Annotated in this window: 17 protein-coding genes; all 17 read left to right on the top strand. The window is 45.7% G+C overall.

The window, feature by feature from the left end:
* Positions 1-64 precede the first annotated feature (64 nt).
* The 17 genes from DQM55_RS07885 to DQM55_RS07805 all read left to right on the top strand — a co-directional run bounded on the left by DQM55_RS07885 (position 65) and on the right by DQM55_RS07805 (position 14,843).
* Positions 65-2,461 carry a glycogen/starch/alpha-glucan phosphorylase gene (locus DQM55_RS07885; RefSeq protein ID WP_111676063.1) on the top strand — a complete coding sequence of 799 codons (2,397 nt, stop codon included), beginning with the start codon at positions 65-67 and terminating at the stop codon, positions 2,459-2,461.
* Between the two features lie 142 nt (positions 2,462-2,603).
* Complete coding sequence (locus DQM55_RS07880) at positions 2,604-3,104, top strand: phosphatase PAP2 family protein (RefSeq protein WP_111676061.1); 501 nt, start codon at positions 2,604-2,606, stop codon at positions 3,102-3,104.
* Positions 3,105-3,229: 125 nt separating this feature from the next.
* Positions 3,230-4,171: a mannose-6-phosphate isomerase, class I gene (gene manA, locus DQM55_RS07875; RefSeq protein ID WP_111676059.1), complete on the top strand. Its 942-nt coding sequence runs from the start codon at positions 3,230-3,232 to the stop codon at positions 4,169-4,171.
* A gap of 263 nt (positions 4,172-4,434) precedes the next feature.
* Complete coding sequence (locus tag DQM55_RS07870) at positions 4,435-4,635, top strand: F0F1 ATP synthase subunit C (RefSeq protein WP_002896005.1); 201 nt, start codon at positions 4,435-4,437, stop codon at positions 4,633-4,635.
* A gap of 35 nt (positions 4,636-4,670) precedes the next feature.
* On the top strand, positions 4,671-5,387 hold the full coding sequence (atpB, locus tag DQM55_RS07865) for a F0F1 ATP synthase subunit A (protein ID WP_111676057.1): 717 nt from the start codon (positions 4,671-4,673) through the stop codon (positions 5,385-5,387).
* 18 nt (positions 5,388-5,405) lie between these two features.
* Positions 5,406-5,900 carry a F0F1 ATP synthase subunit B gene (atpF, locus tag DQM55_RS07860; RefSeq protein WP_004187674.1) on the top strand — a complete coding sequence of 165 codons (495 nt, stop codon included), beginning with the start codon at positions 5,406-5,408 and terminating at the stop codon, positions 5,898-5,900.
* Entirely contained in the window at positions 5,900-6,436 is a 537-nt protein-coding gene (locus DQM55_RS07855) for a F0F1 ATP synthase subunit delta (RefSeq protein ID WP_002904151.1), read from the top strand. Before atpF ends, DQM55_RS07855 begins: the two co-directional genes overlap by 1 nt.
* 15 nt (positions 6,437-6,451) lie before the next feature.
* On the top strand, positions 6,452-7,957 hold the full coding sequence (atpA, locus tag DQM55_RS07850) for a F0F1 ATP synthase subunit alpha (protein WP_111676055.1): 1,506 nt from the start codon (positions 6,452-6,454) through the stop codon (positions 7,955-7,957).
* 15 nt (positions 7,958-7,972) lie between these two features.
* A complete protein-coding gene (locus tag DQM55_RS07845; protein ID WP_002895995.1) occupies positions 7,973-8,854 on the top strand; it encodes a F0F1 ATP synthase subunit gamma in 882 nt (293 codons plus the stop codon).
* Between the two features lie 38 nt (positions 8,855-8,892).
* On the top strand, positions 8,893-10,299 hold the full coding sequence (gene atpD, locus DQM55_RS07840) for a F0F1 ATP synthase subunit beta (RefSeq protein ID WP_002895993.1): 1,407 nt from the start codon (positions 8,893-8,895) through the stop codon (positions 10,297-10,299).
* Positions 10,300-10,306: 7 nt separating this feature from the next.
* Positions 10,307-10,729 carry a F0F1 ATP synthase subunit epsilon gene (locus DQM55_RS07835; RefSeq protein WP_002900740.1) on the top strand — a complete coding sequence of 141 codons (423 nt, stop codon included), beginning with the start codon at positions 10,307-10,309 and terminating at the stop codon, positions 10,727-10,729.
* A gap of 174 nt (positions 10,730-10,903) precedes the next feature.
* Positions 10,904-11,134, top strand: a complete 231-nt coding sequence (locus DQM55_RS07830; RefSeq protein WP_002897901.1) for a DUF1146 family protein — start codon at positions 10,904-10,906, stop codon at positions 11,132-11,134.
* A 67-nt stretch (positions 11,135-11,201) separates the two neighbouring features.
* Entirely contained in the window at positions 11,202-12,482 is a 1,281-nt protein-coding gene (gene murA, locus DQM55_RS07825; RefSeq protein WP_002912081.1) for a UDP-N-acetylglucosamine 1-carboxyvinyltransferase, read from the top strand.
* On the top strand, positions 12,475-12,657 hold the full coding sequence (locus tag DQM55_RS07820; RefSeq protein ID WP_002912082.1) for a DNA-directed RNA polymerase subunit beta: 183 nt from the start codon (positions 12,475-12,477) through the stop codon (positions 12,655-12,657). Before murA ends, DQM55_RS07820 begins: the two co-directional genes overlap by 8 nt.
* Before the next feature lie 58 nt (positions 12,658-12,715).
* Entirely contained in the window at positions 12,716-13,576 is an 861-nt protein-coding gene (locus DQM55_RS07815) for a DNA/RNA non-specific endonuclease (protein WP_111676053.1), read from the top strand.
* A gap of 177 nt (positions 13,577-13,753) precedes the next feature.
* Positions 13,754-14,473: a matrixin family metalloprotease gene (locus tag DQM55_RS07810; protein WP_111676051.1), complete on the top strand. Its 720-nt coding sequence runs from the start codon at positions 13,754-13,756 to the stop codon at positions 14,471-14,473.
* A gap of 4 nt (positions 14,474-14,477) precedes the next feature.
* The gene (locus DQM55_RS07805; RefSeq protein ID WP_061602940.1) at positions 14,478-14,843 is read left to right on the top strand and encodes a hypothetical protein; all 366 of its coding nucleotides are present in this window, start codon (positions 14,478-14,480) and stop codon (positions 14,841-14,843) included.
* The last annotated feature ends 80 nt before the right edge of the window (positions 14,844-14,923 follow it).

Raw genomic sequence — 14,923 nt, 5'->3', positions numbered from 1 at the left:
GAAAAAAGTATTTCTACGTTTAAATCTGCTTCCCGCTATTAAGAAAGGGAGATAACCATCCACTATGGAACTAACAAAAGAACGTTTTATTAGAGATTTTAAGGACATTCTACATGAAAGACAGCTGATTAAGGTTGCTGACGCGACTTCAGTGGAGCTTTTTCAGGCTTTGGCCAGCACTGTCCGCAAGTATATCACGCCCCTTTGGCTGGAGCGTCGCAATCAGTTGATTGAGCAGCAGCAAAAGACAGCTTATTACTTTTCTATTGAGTTTCTTCCAGGACGCATGCTGGAAACCAATCTGCTCAACTTAGGTATCCTCGATACGGTCAAGGAAGGCTTTGCTGAGTTGGGCGTTGACTTTGAGGATGTCAAGAATGCTGAGTATGACATGGCTTTGGGCAATGGCGGTCTGGGTCGCTTGGCGGCTGCCTTCATGGACTCGCTGGCAACCACTGGCTATCCAGGATTTGGAAATGGGATTCGCTATCGCTATGGCCTCTTTAAGCAACGCATCGTAGATGGCTATCAGGTAGAAATTCCTGATGCTTGGTTTGGCAGTCTAGGCAATGTCTGGGAGACCCGTAAGGACCATGATATTGTTGATGTTAAAATCTTCGGAAATGTTTCCCTCCATGCCAATGAAAAGGGCCGGATTGTGCCACTTTATGAGAATTCCAAAATCTTGCGGGCCGTTCCTTACGATGTGCCGCAGATTGGCTTTGGAAATGACAATGTCAACAATCTCCGGCTTTGGGATGTTGAAATTCCAGAGGAGTATGAACTGGACTATCCGACCATTGAAGCTCGTCGCCGGGTGCAAGACATCACTGCCATTCTCTATCCAGACGACTCTAGCTACGAAGGAAAAGAGCTGCGCTTGATCCAGGAATACTTCATGACCAGTGCAGGTCTGCAGACCATTATTAAATCCTACCTCAAGCAAGGTCGTCCGCTCAAAGATATTCATGAGAAGGTCTCTGTCCATATCAATGATACTCACCCAGCTGTCGCACCGGCTGAGTTTATGCGTCTCTTGGTGGATGAGTACGATCTGGAATGGGCAGATGCTTGGAATGCTACGGTTAAAACCATGAGCTACACCAACCATACCATTTTGTCAGAAGCCTTGGAAAAATGGGATGCGGAGCTCTTTAAGAATGTCCTGCCGCGGGTTTATCAGATTATCCTAGAAATCGACAACCGCTATGTGGCTGAAATGGCTGGACGCAGCCTTGATCCGCAAGTCATCGAAAACACTCGGATCGTCAAGGACAATCAAATCCACATGGCTCACTTGGCTATCATCGGTGGTCATTCAATCAATGGTGTTGCCAAACTCCACACCGAATTGCTTAAAGAAGATACTTTGCGTGATTTCTACAGCATTTATCCAGAGAAGTTTAATAACAAGACCAATGGCATTATCCAGCGCCGCTGGCTGCAAATTGCGGACCAGCCTCTGTCAGCTGAGATTGATAAACTAATTGGTAAGGGCTGGAGAAGTGATATCCATGAGCTGCGTAAGCTTTTGGAATTCAAGGACAATCAGCAAGTGCTGGGTGATTTCTACCGAGTGAAGCAGGAAGCCAAGGCTCGTCTGGCTGACTTCATCAAGGAATCAACTGGAGTAGAAGTTTCTACAGAAGCTATCTTTGATGTCCAGGTGAAACGCCTCCATGCTTATAAGCGTCAGCTGCTCAACCTGCTTCATATCATCAAGCTCTACTGGGACCTCAAGGACAATCCTGACAAGGACATGGTACCGCGCGTCTTTATCTTCGGTGCCAAGGCTGCTCCAGGCTACCACTTTGCTAAGTCTGTTATCAAGTTGATCAATGAAGTAGCCAATCTGGTCAACAAGGATGAAAGCCTGCAAGGCAAACTCAAGGTTGTCTTCTTGGAAAACTACCGCGTCAGCCTGGCTGAGCTCATCATTCCTGCAGCAGATGTATCAGAGCAGATTTCTCTGGCTTCCAAGGAGGCTTCTGGCACTTCCAACATGAAGTTCATGATGACAGGTGCCATTACCCTAGCTACACTGGACGGAGCCAATATCGAAATCAAGGACGAGGTGGGTGACGACAACATTGTCATTTTCGGGATGGACAAGGACCAAGTTTACGAGCACTATGCCCGCCACGATTACTACTCACGCGGTGTCTATGAAAGCAATCCAGACATTCGCCGGGTGGTCGACACCTTTGTCAATGGCACTATTCCAAACGTTCGTGAAGAAGGCTCTGAAATCTACGAAGCCCTCATCACCCACAATGATGAATATTTCCTCTTGGAAGATTTCCACTCCTATGTAGAAGCTCAAGAGAAGATTGATGCCCTCTATCGTGACAAAGAAAAATGGGCCCGCATGAGCTTGATTAATATCGCTACATCTGACAAGTTCACCTCAGACGATACCATTGAGCAATATGCCAAGGAAATCTGGAACTTGGAGAAATAATACTCCTGAGAAAACATGAACAATTAGAGATTGGGGCTGGGGTCTCAGTCTCTTTTGCTATCCATCTACCATCTTGTCTAGAAATATGCTATAGTAGAGAAAGTATGAGAGTCCAACTTTTAGAAAAGCAGGGTAAGCAAGTATGAAAGACTACACGATTTTTTATCAACAATTAACAACTCCCTTTCGCAGTCGCCCTCAGTGGCTGAAAGGACTGGTTTACTTCAATCGGGGAATGACCCTCTTCATACCTATTGTTTATGGTCTCGTTCTAATCAGTGCCTTTCTGACGGAAGGCTGGAAAGGTCTGCTTGCTTTTTTCTTCCTGCCAGCGATTGGATTTGGTCTGTTGTCAGCTATTCGTAAACGACTGAATCAAGCACGTCCTTACGAAAAATGGGATATTCAACCCTTGCTGGCCAAGGATACATCAGGTAAATCCATGCCCAGCCGCCATGTCTTTTCGGCGACAGTGATTTCCATGTGCTTGCTCTACTTTTTCTGGCTGCCGGGGCTTATCTGCCTCTTGCTTTCAGCAGTGCTGGCCGTAGTGCGCGTGATTGGCGGAGTGCACTATCCAAAGGATGTGCTGGTAGGCTATCTTTGCGGCATTTGCTGGGGAGCTTTACTTTTTTTACTATAAAAGGCTTGATTTCAGTAGAGAGTAGACAAAGGACTTCCAGCTATATTATAATAGAAGCAGTAATAACCGTTTCGACACCAAGGGTTATTCCTTGCTGGATGTTAAAAATATTTAAGGAGAATACCATGTCAGAACCATTATTTCTACAGTCTGTGATGCAGGAGAAGATTTGGGGTGGGACCAAGCTGCGCGATGTCTTTGGCTATGAGATTCCCAGCGACCATGTAGGGGAGTACTGGGCTATCTCGGCTCATCCTAATGGTGTGTCAACTGTCAAGAATGGACGCTTTGCAGGCCAGAAGTTAGATGTTCTCTATGCCAAGCACCGTGAGCTTTTTGGCAATCGCCCAGAGCCAGTCTTTCCGCTTTTGACGAAGATTTTAGATGCCAATGACTGGCTCAGTGTTCAGGTCCATCCTGATGATACCTATGGACTAGAGCACGAAGGGGAGCTAGGTAAGACTGAATGCTGGTATGTCATTGCTGCAGACGAAGGAGCAGAGATTATTTATGGTCACAATGCCAGGAGCAAGGAAGAGCTGCGCCAGCAGATTGAGAGCAAGGACTGGGACCATCTTCTGACCAAAATCCCAGTCAAGGCTGGTGACTTCTTCTATGTACCAAGTGGCACCATGCATGCCATTGGATCGGGGATTCTGATTTTAGAAACTCAGCAGTCCAGTGACACGACCTACCGTGTCTATGACTTTGATCGTAAGGACGATGCTGGTAATCTTCGTGAGCTGCATTTGGAGCAGTCGATTGATGTTTTAACTATCGGTGAGCCAGCCAATAGCCGTCCTGATACCATTCAGGCAGATAGTTTGACTTCTACTCTTTTGGTGGCCAATGACTTCTTTGCTGTTTACAAGTGGGATATCGCTGGTTCGGTTAATTTTAAAAAGACAGCAGACTATAGCTTGGTCAGTGTCTTGGAAGGTGTCGGTGAGCTAGAAGTTGGTGGGGCAGTTTATCCTCTTGAAAAAGGGGGGCATTTCATCCTGCCTAGTGATGTCAAAGAATGGACCTTGTCAGGAGATTTGCAGCTGATTGTCAGCCATCCATAACTATAGGAAAATCAAGAGCAAATAATCACTTTGCTCTTTTTTCTTTAAAAAACATATGAAATAGTGAAATTTTAATTACTTTCTTCTTATTTATATAGCAGAATAGTTTGTATATCAACAATAATTCAATTGTTTTGACAGGAAAATTTATAAATCAAAAGAATGAAACAAAAAACGCTTACAATGGTGGCAAAAGATTGACTATTCGATATTTTAGGAGTAAACTAAGGAAGTAAATTTTAAAATATAAAGGAGAAGTCATCATGAATTTAACATATTTAGGACTTTGTTTGGCCTGCTTAGGCGTATCAATTGCTGAAGGTATGATTATGAGTAATCTATTTAAGGCAGCAGCTCGTCAGCCAGAAATTATCGGTCAATTGCGAAGCCTCCTAATCTTGGGAGTAGCCTTTGTTGAAGGTACTTTCTTTGTAACGCTGGCTATGTCCTTTGTTATCAAATAAGAAAGGATTCTCTTTAGAAAAGGGGGTGTCATCTGTTGGAAGAAAGTATCAATCCAACTATCAATATAGGTCCTGTGACCTTTGATTTGACCCTGCTGGCCATGACTCTGCTAACGGTGTTTGTAACTTTTGGACTTGTTTATTGGGCAAGTCGAAAGATGACGATTAAGCCGTCAAGAAAGCAGAATGCTTTGGAATATATCTATGACTTTGTCATTGATTTTACCAAGGGAAACGTTGGCGAGCATTATATGAAGAATTACTCGCTTTTTCTATTCTCCCTCTTTCTTTTCGTTGCTGTGGCGAATAACTTGGGATTAATGGCTAAGGTTCAGACAACCAATGGTTTCAATCTCTGGACATCGCCGACAGCCAATCTCGCTTTTGACCTAGGCTTCTCTCTTTTAGTGACGGTATTCTGTCATGTCGAAGGAGTCCGACGTCAAGGGATAAAAGGATATCTAAAAGGTTTTGTGACTCCAGGTATCATGACACCCATGAATATCTTGGAAGAATTTACCAATTTTGCTTCGCTAGCCTTGCGGATTTATGGGAATATTTTTGCAGGTGAAGTATTGGCTGGTTTGCTCTTGACTTGGGCACATCAAGCAGCGTATTGGTATCCGATTGCCTTTATTATGAACATGGTTTGGACTGGTTTTTCCATCTTTATTTCCTGTATCCAAGCCTATGTTTTTACCATGCTAACATCTATGTATCTTGGTAAAAAGATTAATGGTGAGGTAGAATAAAAAGAAAGGATAGATAAAATGAATATAACCGTAGGTGAAATTATTGGCAACTTTATCTTGATTGCCGGCTCCTTTCTTCTTTTAGTATTTCTCATTAAGAAGTTTGCTTGGGGCAATATTATCGGGATTTTAGATCAGCGTGCTCAAAAGATTTCAGAAGATATTGATGGTGCAGAAGCTGCACGTCAGAAAGCTGAAGACTTGGCGCAAAAGCGTGAGGAAGCTCTAGCAGGCAGTCGGGTCGAAGCAGTTTCTATCGTTGAGACTGCTAAAGAGACGGCTGAAAAGAACAAGGCTGGAATCCTAGCTAATGCAGCAGAAGAAGCAGGGCGCTTGAAGGCTAAAGCCAATCAGGAAATTGCCCAAAATAAGGCAGAGGCTATGAGCAGCATCAAAGGAGAAGTAGCCGACTTGACAGTAACTCTGGCTAGTAAGATTTTGAGTCAGGAGCTGGATAAGGACGCTCAGAGCGAGCTCATTGACCGCTATATCAAACAGTTAGGAGATGCCTGATGGATAAGAAGCAATATGCAATCATTGAGAAATATGCTTTGCCTTTTGTTCAGACGGTCTTTGAAAAAGGTCAGCAAGAAGATGTTTTTGAAAAACTGAGTCAGATTAAGGCTGTTTTCGCGGAGACCGGCCTTGCTGACTTTTTGTCACATATCGGCATCAGTGACCACGAGAAAGAAAAGAGTCTGCGGCTCTTTCAAAACTCAGGCTCCCAGCTGCTTGATAATCTGATTGAAATTGTCATTCTCAATCATCGTGAGGATCTCTTTTATGAGATTGTACTGGAGAGTCAGCACCAGCTTGAAAAAATCAGCAATGAGTTTGAGGTGACGCTGCGCTCTGTTCAGCCTTTGACAGCCAGTCAGAAGGAGAAGATTCGACCGATTATTGAGCAGAAGATGGGTCTAAAAGTCCGCTCGCTCAAGGAAGAATTGGACAGCAGCTTGATTGGCGGCTTTGTCATCTCTGCTAATAACAAAACAATTGATGCAAGCATAAAACGTCAATTGCAAGTCGTAAAAGAAAAATTGAAATAGAAAGTGGTGTGAATTTTGGCGATTAACGCACAAGAAATCAGCGCTTTAATTAAGCAACAAATTGAAAATTTCCAGCCAAATTTTGACGTCACAGAAACAGGGGTCGTCACTTATATTGGTGATGGAATCGCGCGTGCTCATGGTCTGGATAAGACTATGAGCGGAGAGCTCTTAATCTTTGAAAATGGCTCTTATGGTATGGCGCAAAATCTAGAGTCGACCGATGTTGGGATTATCATCTTGGGAGACTTTACAGACATTCGTGAGGGAGATACCATTCGCCGGACTGGTAAAATCATGGAAGTTCCTGTGGGAGATGCCTTGATTGGGCGGGTTGTTGATCCGCTGGGTCGTCCTGTTGATGGACTTGGTGACATTGTCACGGACAAGACACGTCCGGTTGAAACACCGGCTCCGGGTGTCATGCAGCGTAAGTCAGTATCTGAGCCTTTGCAGACAGGTCTCAAGGCTATTGATGCCTTGGTTCCGATTGGCCGCGGCCAGCGGGAGCTGATTATCGGGGACCGTCAGACTGGGAAGACGACCATTGCCATTGATGCCATCCTGAACCAGAAAGGTCAGGATATGATTTGTATCTATGTGGCGATTGGTCAGAAAGAATCTACAGTCCGTACGCAGGTAGAAACGCTGCGTCAGTATGGTGCTTTGGACTATACGATTGTCGTGACAGCCTCTGCTTCACAGCCGTCGCCTTTGCTTTTCCTAGCGCCTTATGCTGGTGTAGCGATGGCAGAAGAGTTCATGTATAATGGCAAGCATGTTTTGATTGTCTATGATGACTTGTCTAAGCAGGCGGTGGCCTACCGTGAACTGTCCCTCCTGCTCCGTCGTCCGCCAGGCCGTGAGGCCTTTCCAGGGGATGTTTTCTATCTGCATAGCCGTCTCTTGGAGCGTTCAGCCAAGGTTTCTGATGAGCTGGGCGGTGGTTCGATTACAGCTCTGCCATTTATTGAAACGCAGGCAGGAGACATTTCGGCTTATATCGCGACCAACGTGATTTCAATCACTGATGGACAAATTTTCCTCAGCGACAGCTTGTTCAATGCTGGGGTACGTCCGGCCATTGATGCAGGTTCTTCTGTATCACGGGTTGGTGGCTCAGCCCAAATCAAGGCTATGAAGAAAGTAGCTGGAACCCTGCGTATCGACCTGGCTTCTTATCGGGAGCTGGAGGCCTTTACTAAGTTTGGTAGTGATTTGGATGCGGCAACGCAGGCCAAGCTCAATCGTGGCCGCAGGACTGTAGAAGTCTTGAAGCAGCCGATTCATGAGCCGCTGCCGGTTGAAAAACAGGTCGTGATTCTCTATGCTTTGACCCATGGTTTCTTAGACAGTGTGCCAGTAGACGATATTCTGCGCTTTGAGTCAGAACTATTTGCCTACTTTGATGCACATCAAGAAAGCATTTATGAAACCATTCGGACAACGAAAGACCTTCCAAGCGAAGAAGTCTTGGATGCTGCCATTACTGAGTTTATTGACCAGTCTAGCTTCAAATAAGAATAGAGGTGTCAGATGGCAGTTTCATTAAATGATATTAAAAATAAAATTGCATCCACGAAAAACACCAGTCAAATCACCAATGCCATGCAGATGGTTTCTGCTGCTAAGCTGGGAAAGTCTGAGGAAGCAGCTAAGAACTTTCAGGTCTATGCCCAGAAAGTGCGTAAGTTAGTTACGGATATGCTGCATGGCCACGAGGCAGAAAATGCCCGTCATCACTCGATGTTAATCAGTCGGCCAGTTAAGAAATCAGCCTATATCGTCATTACTTCTGACCGCGGTCTGGTAGGCGGTTATAACGCAACCATTCTCAAGGCTTTGATGGAGCTGAAAGCTGAGTACCATCCGACTGGAGAGGACTTTGAAGTCATCTGTATCGGAAGCGTCGGTGCTGATTTCTTCCGAGCTCGGGGGATTCAGCCAGTTTATGAACTGCGTGGTCTAGCCGACCAGCCTAGCTTTGATGAGGTCCGTAAAATCATTAGCAAGACCATTGAGATGTATCAGAATGAGCTCTTTGATGAGCTCTATGTCTGCTATAACCACCATGTCAACAGTCTGACCAGTCAGATGCGGGTGGAGCAGATGCTGCCAATCATTGACTTGGATCCCAATGAAGCTGATGAAGATTATACACTGAATCTGGAACTGGAATCCAGTCGGGATTCTATCTTGGATCAACTGCTGCCCCAGTTTGCGGAGAGCATGATTTACGGTGCCATTATTGATGCCAAGACGGCTGAGAATGCTGCCGGCATGACTGCTATGCAGACAGCGACAGACAATGCTAAAAAGGTCATCAGTGATTTGACTATTCAGTACAACCGCGCTCGGCAGGCTGCCATTACGCAGGAAATTACTGAAATCGTGGCGGGTGCAAGTGCCCTAGAATAAGGCCACAAATGAATTAGAAATTAAACGAGGGAAAAAACATGAGCTCAGGCAAAATTGCTCAGGTTATCGGGCCGGTCGTAGACGTTGCGTTTGCTGCTGGAGACAAGCTACCTGAGATAAATAATGCACTTGTAGTCTATAAAAATGATGAGAAAAAATCAAAAATCGTCCTTGAAGTAGCTCTTGAGCTTGGTGACGGTGTGGTGCGGACCATTGCCATGGAGTCGACCGATGGTTTGACGCGTGGTTTGGAGGTCTTGGATACTGGTCGTCCGATTTCTGTGCCAGTTGGCAAGGAAACTCTGGGGCGGGTGTTCAATGTCCTTGGGGATACTATTGACTTGGATGCGCCTTTTGCAGAAGATGCAGAGCGCCAGCCGATTCATAAAAAGGCACCGACCTTTGATGAACTATCAACTTCATCAGAAATCCTGGAAACAGGGATCAAGGTTATCGACCTCCTAGCTCCTTATCTGAAAGGTGGGAAAGTTGGTCTCTTTGGTGGTGCCGGAGTTGGGAAGACTGTACTGATTCAGGAATTGATCCACAACATTGCCCAAGAGCACGGTGGGATTTCTGTCTTTACAGGTGTTGGTGAACGGACGCGTGAAGGGAATGACCTCTACTGGGAAATGAAAGAGTCTGGCGTTATCGAAAAGACCGCCATGGTCTTCGGTCAGATGAATGAACCGCCAGGAGCTCGGATGCGGGTTGCTCTTACAGGACTGACTATCGCCGAATATTTCCGCGATGTGGAAGGTCAGGACGTGCTGCTCTTTATTGACAACATCTTCCGCTTTACGCAGGCTGGTTCGGAAGTGTCTGCCCTTTTGGGACGCATGCCATCAGCCGTTGGTTACCAACCAACACTTGCGACAGAAATGGGACAGTTACAAGAACGGATTACCTCAACCAAGAAAGGTTCCGTTACTTCTATTCAGGCTATCTATGTGCCAGCCGATGACTATACTGACCCAGCACCAGCGACAGCTTTTGCTCACTTGGACTCTACGACCAACCTGGAACGGAAATTGGTTCAGCTGGGGATTTATCCAGCTGTGGATCCACTGGCTTCCAGCTCGCGTGCCCTTTCTCCTGAGATTGTCGGAGAAGAGCACTATGCAGTGGCAGCAGAGGTTAAGCGGGTCTTGCAACGTTATCATGAATTGCAGGACATCATTGCTATCCTTGGTATGGACGAGTTGTCTGACGATGAGAAGACACTGGTAGCACGTGCGCGGCGGATTCAGTTCTTCCTATCACAGAACTTCAATGTGGCGGAGCAATTTACCGGCCAGCCAGGCTCTTATGTGCCAGTAGCTGAAACGGTTCGTGGCTTCAAAGAAATCCTTGAAGGTAAGCACGATAAGCTGCCAGAAGACGCCTTCCGCGGTGTAGGCTCCATCGAGGATGTATTGGCCAAGGCTGAGAAAATGGGATTCTAAGAGGTGAATGATGGCTCAAATGACAGTACAAATCGTGACACCGGATGGTCTTATTTATGATCACCATGCTGCATTTGTTTCCGTAAAGACCATTGATGGTGAGCTGGGGATTTTGCCCCGCCACATCAATACCATCGCTGTTTTAGAAGTGGATCAGGTTAAGGTGCGCCGGATTGATGATGACAAGCATATCGACTGGATTGCGGTTAATGGCGGAATCATTGAAATTGCAGATAATGTCATTACCATTGTGGCGGATTCAGCTGAGCGTGAGCGAGATATAGACATTAGTCGGGCTGAGCGAGCTAAGCTCCGAGCTGAGCAAGAAATCGAAGAAGCACATGATAAGCATTTGATTGACCAAGAACGCCGGGCTAAGATTGCCCTGCAGCGGGCGATTAACCGGATCAATGTCGGAACAAGATTATAAGAAGCTATTTTGCCTAGATTGATGGAAGCCATTCATCATCTGGTAGGATGCTTTCATGAATACAAACTGAATACGCAAAACTGAGGCAGAACTGTCTCAGTTTTCTTTTCCAAAGAAAAAGGGAAGGACTGTTTAGTTCGTCTCTTACTCGAGTCTTGTGGTATAATAAAAGTTATGGTAGAAGTTATATTTAAATTATGCAGTCATTTGCTCTTTATTTTCTTTGCTTTTCATCTGTTGTCAACAGTTGTTGAGTGGGAGAGGTTTTTCAAGGTCAATGCCGATAATGCGATGAAGATTCGCTTTTTGATTCTCTTGTTTAGCATTGCCTTGGGCTATTTAGTCAGCCTTTTCTTCATTGGTATTTACGATATGAGCCGGGCGATTTTTAATGGTACTTTATAAGGTCATATTTTTGATTTTATGGTATGATAGTATGGATGATTTTAAAAATTTAGAGTAAGGAATCGGTATGGAAAAAATTATTATTCAAGGTGGAGATAATCGCTTGGTCGGAAAGGTCAAGATTGAAGGAGCAAAAAATGCGGTCCTGCCTCTCTTAGCAGCGACAGTCTTGGCTAGCGAGGGCCAGTCTGTGCTGAAAAATGTTCCGGTCTTGTCTGATGTCTTTACCATGAACAATGTGGTCCGCGGTTTAAACACTCAGGTGGATTTTAATCAGGAAGAAAATACAGTTGTTGTGGATGCCACCCAGCCTTTGTCTGAGGAGGCGCCTTACAAATATGTCAGCAAAATGCGGGCGTCTATCGTTGTTTTGGGGCCAGTTCTAGCTCGTAATGGTCATGCTAAGGTTTCCATGCCAGGCGGCTGTACGATTGGCAGCCGGCCTATTGACTTGCACCTGAAGGGCTTAGAAGCCATGGGCGCTCAGATTACCCAGACAGCGGGTTATATCGAAGCGAAGGCAGATCGGCTCAAGGGTGCTCACATTTACATGGACTTTCCTAGTGTGGGAGCAACGCAAAACATCATGATGGCTGCAACGCTGGCTCAAGGAACGACAGTGATTGAAAATGCTGCTCGGGAGCCTGAAATCGTTGATCTAGCCCTATTTTTGAATGAAATGGGAGCCAAAGTCAGAGGGGCAGGTACTGAGACTCTGACGATTGTCGGAGTGGACCAGCTGCGAGGTGCCAAGCATAATGTGGTTCAAGACCGTATCGAAGCAGGAACTTTTATGGTTGCTGCAGCTATGACCAGCGGTGACTTGCTGATTGAGGATGCCATTTGGGAGCACAATCGTCCCCTGCTTTCCAAAATGCAGGAAATGGGAGTGGAAGTGACAGAGGAAGATGAAGGGATTCGGATTCGTTCCGATGTTTCGAAACTTAGACCGGTTGCGGTCAAGACTCTTCCTTATCCGGGCTTCCCTACCGACATGCAGGCTCAGTTTACGGCGCTCATGGCCATGGCCAAGGGCGAGTCTACGATGATTGAGACTGTCTTTGAGAACCGCTTCCAGCATCTGGAGGAAATGCGTCGGATGGGGCTGCACTCTGATATCATGCGTGATACAGCTCGTATCTGGGGCGGTGGCAGTCTTCAGGGAGCTGAAGTCATGTCAACTGACCTTCGGGCCAGTGCGACTTTGATTCTGATGGGCTTGATTGCTGAAGGCGAGACTAAGGTCAGCAAGCTGGTACACTTAGACCGAGGCTACTATAAATTCCATGAGAAATTGGCAGCCTTGGGAGCCAAAGTGAAGCGTGTAAAGGAAGAAGACGATGAGTGAAAATCTAAAATATTTAGGTCGGCAAATTGGCCTTGTTCTGTTGGTTCTCCTGATAGCAGTGATTCTCTTTTTCGTGTCTCTGATGATTGGCTATAACATTATCGGAAACGGTAAGGGATCAGTTTTTTCACCAGAAACCTGGCAAGAATTAATCGGGAAGTTTACTGGAAACTAGCTCCTAGTCGAACAGACTGGCTGAAATGAATCCAGTTTGCTAAGTTGAAAGAAAGAAGATGAAAAGAAAGACTAGTCAGAAAAGGAATTCTAAGAGCCTGCAAGGCTGGGCTGGGCTGACTCTGGCTTTGATTTTAGCTCTGGCTGGCTATTTCTGGGGACAGGACGGTCAGCAGCCACTTCAGAGTCCAAATTCAGAAATCAGAGTTGGGCAAGTCCAAGATCAGGGCACCCCTAGTCAGGAACTGGCTGAGAGCGTTCTGACGGATGCTGTCCGAGCTCAGCTTAAAGGCAGCATTGAATGGAATGGAGCTGGCGCCTTTATCGTGAATGGGAATAGGACAGACTTGGATGCGGGGATTTCTAGCAAACCCTACGCTGACAATAAGACCAAGTTTGTACAAGGGCAAGCTATTCCGACGGTGGCGAATGCCTTTTTATCCAAGTCTACCCGCCAGTACAAAAAACGGGAAGAAACTGGAAATGCCAACACTTCATGGGTACCGGCAGGCTGGCATCAACTCAAGAACCTCTCTGGTGAGTACAATCATGCTGTGGACCGCGGACATCTCTTGGCCTATTCACTGATTGGTGGTTTGAAGGGCTTTGATGCCTCCACCAGCAATCCTGCCAATATCGCTGTGCAGACGGCCTGGTCCAACCAAGCCAATGAGGCGGATTCGACAGGGCAGAATTACTATGAGACAAAGATCCGTAAGGCTTTGGATAAGAACAAGCGGGTGCGCTACCGGGTAACCTTGATTTATGCCACGGAGACGGATTTAGTACCGGTTGGGTCACATTTAGAGGCCAAGTCCAGCGATGGTAGTCTGGAATTCAATGTCTTTATCCCGAATGTGCAAAAAGGGATTCACCTGGACTATAATAGTGGCAGGGTCAGTCTGGATAGAGGTTCTTAATTTTATACTCAAAAATAGATTTGCAAAGAGTATTCATTAGAATGAAAAGAAATGGTTGCAGATTTGTAGTCATTTTCTTTTATACTAATAGATAGAAAGAAGGCTAATTTTTCAGTCTTCTTTAAGAAAGCGGTGGTAAAATCAACGTTCTCTTACAATCTAGTAAAGGAGGTTGCAATGGGACTTATTTTTAAAAGCATCCGGTTCCTCATGCGTCTGATTGGGCGCGTGGTTTGGGGACTTGCCTGGTCCTTTGTCCTGAGCTTTATGGTTATTGTCGGAATTTTCTATTTTACCACTTCGACAGAACCGGGTACAGAGGGATTGACGCAGGCTGTTCAGACTGCTGTTGGCAGAGTGGATCAATTTTTAAATCACCAAGGCATTTCCACGGGGCTTCACAGCAGTCAGGAGACGCAGACGGATCAGCTGACAGATGAGCATGCAACAACAGGGGCTCGTTGGGATCAGCCTAGTGCCACCATTTATATCGATACAAATAATGAAACCTTCCGTTCAGCCTATAAGGAGGCCATTGATTCTTGGAATCAAACAGGTGCCTTCACCTTTCAAATCATCAACGACAAAGACAAGGCGGACATTGTTGCAACGGAGATGAATGATGGCAACATCAGTGCGGCTGGTGAAGCTGAGTCGCAGACCAATCTCCTAACCAAGCGGTTTACCCATGTCACGGTTCGCCTTAATAGTTACTACCTGCTGGACAGTCGCTATGCCTATTCTCATGAGCGGATTGTCAATACAGCAGCGCACGAATTGGGCCATGCTATAGGATTAGACCATAATGAGGAGGAATCAGTGATGCAGTCAGCAGGCTCATTTTACAGTATCCAGCCGACAGATATCCAGGCTGTAAAAGACTTGTATCAATTGTAAGCCTATGTTAAAATCTATTTTTTACTTGATTCGACACTTTCCAGAGCAAGTTTTTCTCTTTGTTTTTAACTCAGGAATCTTTGTCTGGCTATGGAAAAGCGGCAATGAGATTGCCAACCAGCTAGGAGTGACAGCGGCTTGGGAAAATCATGTTCCGGCGCCCATTCAGCTCTTCTTCGGCCAGAATATTGAGGCAGTTCAGGGATTTTTTCACAATTCCGCCTTTATGTGGCTAGTCGGGTCCATGATTATCCTTCTGGTTATTCGTCTGATCAAGGGAATGATTAAATTTGTTGTCTTTGCGGTTCTGATTCTGCTGGGAATTTATCTGATTTTGCAGAATCAATCTATTCTCAATAGTTTTATGTAGAGGCTGGGACATAAGTCCTAGCCTCTCAATTGTCTTTGGATTGTCGAGCAAGACGCAGTGGTTGAGTGGGCTCTACTACG

This window comes from Streptococcus sanguinis, assembly GCF_900475275.1.
Taxonomy (GTDB): domain Bacteria; phylum Bacillota; class Bacilli; order Lactobacillales; family Streptococcaceae; genus Streptococcus; species Streptococcus sanguinis_N.
Note: the sequence above shows the minus strand (reverse complement) of the source record. Positions and strands in the feature narration are given on the sequence as shown.

What these genes read in the sequence shown, in the direction of transcription:
- DQM55_RS07885 (WP_111676063.1), top strand. Translation starts at nt 65, where the DNA reads ATGGAACTAACAAAAGAACGTTTTATTAGAGATTTTAAGGACATTCTA.
- DQM55_RS07880 (WP_111676061.1), top strand. Translation starts at nt 2,604, where the DNA reads ATGAAAGACTACACGATTTTTTATCAACAATTAACAACTCCCTTTCGC.
- manA (WP_111676059.1), top strand. Translation starts at nt 3,230, where the DNA reads ATGTCAGAACCATTATTTCTACAGTCTGTGATGCAGGAGAAGATTTGG.
- DQM55_RS07870 (WP_002896005.1), top strand. Translation starts at nt 4,435, where the DNA reads ATGAATTTAACATATTTAGGACTTTGTTTGGCCTGCTTAGGCGTATCA.
- atpF (WP_004187674.1), top strand. Translation starts at nt 5,406, where the DNA reads ATGAATATAACCGTAGGTGAAATTATTGGCAACTTTATCTTGATTGCC.
- DQM55_RS07855 (WP_002904151.1), top strand. Translation starts at nt 5,900, where the DNA reads ATGGATAAGAAGCAATATGCAATCATTGAGAAATATGCTTTGCCTTTT.
- DQM55_RS07845 (WP_002895995.1), top strand. Translation starts at nt 7,973, where the DNA reads ATGGCAGTTTCATTAAATGATATTAAAAATAAAATTGCATCCACGAAA.
- atpD (WP_002895993.1), top strand. Translation starts at nt 8,893, where the DNA reads ATGAGCTCAGGCAAAATTGCTCAGGTTATCGGGCCGGTCGTAGACGTT.
- DQM55_RS07835 (WP_002900740.1), top strand. Translation starts at nt 10,307, where the DNA reads ATGATGGCTCAAATGACAGTACAAATCGTGACACCGGATGGTCTTATT.
- DQM55_RS07830 (WP_002897901.1), top strand. Translation starts at nt 10,904, where the DNA reads ATGGTAGAAGTTATATTTAAATTATGCAGTCATTTGCTCTTTATTTTC.
- murA (WP_002912081.1), top strand. Translation starts at nt 11,202, where the DNA reads ATGGAAAAAATTATTATTCAAGGTGGAGATAATCGCTTGGTCGGAAAG.
- DQM55_RS07820 (WP_002912082.1), top strand. Translation starts at nt 12,475, where the DNA reads ATGAGTGAAAATCTAAAATATTTAGGTCGGCAAATTGGCCTTGTTCTG.
- DQM55_RS07815 (WP_111676053.1), top strand. Translation starts at nt 12,716, where the DNA reads ATGAAAAGAAAGACTAGTCAGAAAAGGAATTCTAAGAGCCTGCAAGGC.
- DQM55_RS07810 (WP_111676051.1), top strand. Translation starts at nt 13,754, where the DNA reads ATGGGACTTATTTTTAAAAGCATCCGGTTCCTCATGCGTCTGATTGGG.
- DQM55_RS07805 (WP_061602940.1), top strand. Translation starts at nt 14,478, where the DNA reads ATGTTAAAATCTATTTTTTACTTGATTCGACACTTTCCAGAGCAAGTT.